Here is a 1,603-nt window from a genome sequence, read left to right on the forward strand (position 1 = left end):
CTTCATAAAACTCACCGATTCTGCAACTTTTTGGGCCTTACACTGTATTTACAGCAAGATTTAGACATAAACTATCTAATAAAAACACAATAAATTCAATAGGTTGAGAGTTATTCAGGGACAACTACTTAACGGATGAAGACAATACTATTTTATTCATCAATCCCAGTTTTACACATTTCTTCGGACGCAGTGACGCAGAAGTAAGAGGAAAAAAAGATCATTTTTTGTATCACGATAAAGGCCAACAAACGCATCGCTCAGCAATAGACACATTACTGACTGAAGTCGATCAGATTGAAACTCGAATCCCTTGTGTTACTTCTTACAACCCGGATACACCCGTTACTTGCAGCGTCAATATCATTATGATCCATGATGCAGAAGGGTATAAGTTCCTACACTTTATTGAAGATATTACAAAACAAGTCAATACAGAAAAAGTTATGCAGGATGCTGCTTTTAAAGATCCTCTAACAGGGATTGATAATCGTCTAAGTTTTAATCACAAGCTTAATGACCTTTTTATTGAAGCCCAAAGACAAGGTGAACAGTTAAGTATTTTCTTTATTGACTTAGATAAATTCAAGTTCGTTAATGATCAGTACGGTCATGACTATGGGGATGCATTACTGATTGAAGTCGCTAAGACATTAAAAAGCAGCACGCATGATCAACATTTTGTGGCTCGTTTAGGCGGAGATGAGTTTGTTATCTTGATTCAAAACAACAACCCTAAATACCATTTAGAGTCCATCGCTAAACGGATACTTTCGGGGTTTTCACGGCCCTTTCTATTAAAAGATTTGAACTACAAGTGCAGCTGCTCAATTGGTATCGCACAATACCCTGATGACGCAATGACACAAACAGATTTATTAAACGCCGCCGATAATGCCATGTACATGGCAAAAAATTCAGGTAGAAATGACTTTGCCTTTTATAATGATGAAGAACAAAAGATTATCAAGTTAAATGACAGTCAATTTTATAAAATTGAAAAAACGATTGAAGATGACGAGATGCACCTTCACTTCCAACCAATACACAACATGGTCACAGGGGAAGTACACTCGTTTGAAGCATTGGCTCGATATCAAGACCAAGACGGTGTGCTTCATCATGCCGAAGATTTTATTTCCATCATTGAAAATAACCCAATTATCCATAAGCTGGGTGTGGATCAAATAAAAGAAATCCGTCGTCATTTAAAAGTATTGAAATACCATGGCGTCCAGCTACCGATTAGCATTAACTTATCCTCTTACCAGGTAAAATCAACGGCCATCATTGAACAATTGGAACTTGTTGCAAAAAAGTCCCCCGATCTCATCAGGTTATTAAAAATAGAAGTTACAGAAACGATGTTATTTGAGAACGATGCAATTGCGGTGAAAAACTTGAACTATATCTCCAAGCTGGGGTTTAGCTTAATTTTAGACGACTTTGGAACCGGTCATTCTTCCATTTACAGTCTCGGCGTCTTTCAAGGTAGTTGTCGCCTAAAATAATTAAGCAGCGTCTTTGTGTTGCTCTGGATTTAATTCCACATCACCTATTGGCTGCCAGTTTCTTTCTGCTTTTGACCAACGCTCAGGGCGCT

General features: G+C 37.7%; 1 protein-coding gene and 1 pseudogene. Both read left to right on the forward strand.

The window, feature by feature from the left end:
- Positions 1-140: 140 nt before the first annotated feature.
- Positions 141-431 (forward strand): annotated as a pseudogene (locus LG368_RS15595) (PAS domain-containing protein); the annotation flags it as partial.
- A gap of 15 nt (positions 432-446) precedes the next feature.
- Entirely contained in the window at positions 447-1,511 is a 1,065-nt protein-coding gene (locus tag LG368_RS15600; RefSeq protein ID WP_338086341.1) for a putative bifunctional diguanylate cyclase/phosphodiesterase, read from the forward strand.
- Positions 1,512-1,603: the final 92 nt, after the last annotated feature.

The organism is Marinomonas algarum, from assembly GCF_020532605.1.
Taxonomy (GTDB): Bacteria; Pseudomonadota; Gammaproteobacteria; order Pseudomonadales; family Marinomonadaceae; genus Marinomonas; species Marinomonas algarum.

What these genes read in the sequence shown, in the direction of transcription:
- LG368_RS15600 (WP_338086341.1), top strand. Translation starts at nt 447, where the DNA reads ATGCAGGATGCTGCTTTTAAAGATCCTCTAACAGGGATTGATAATCGT.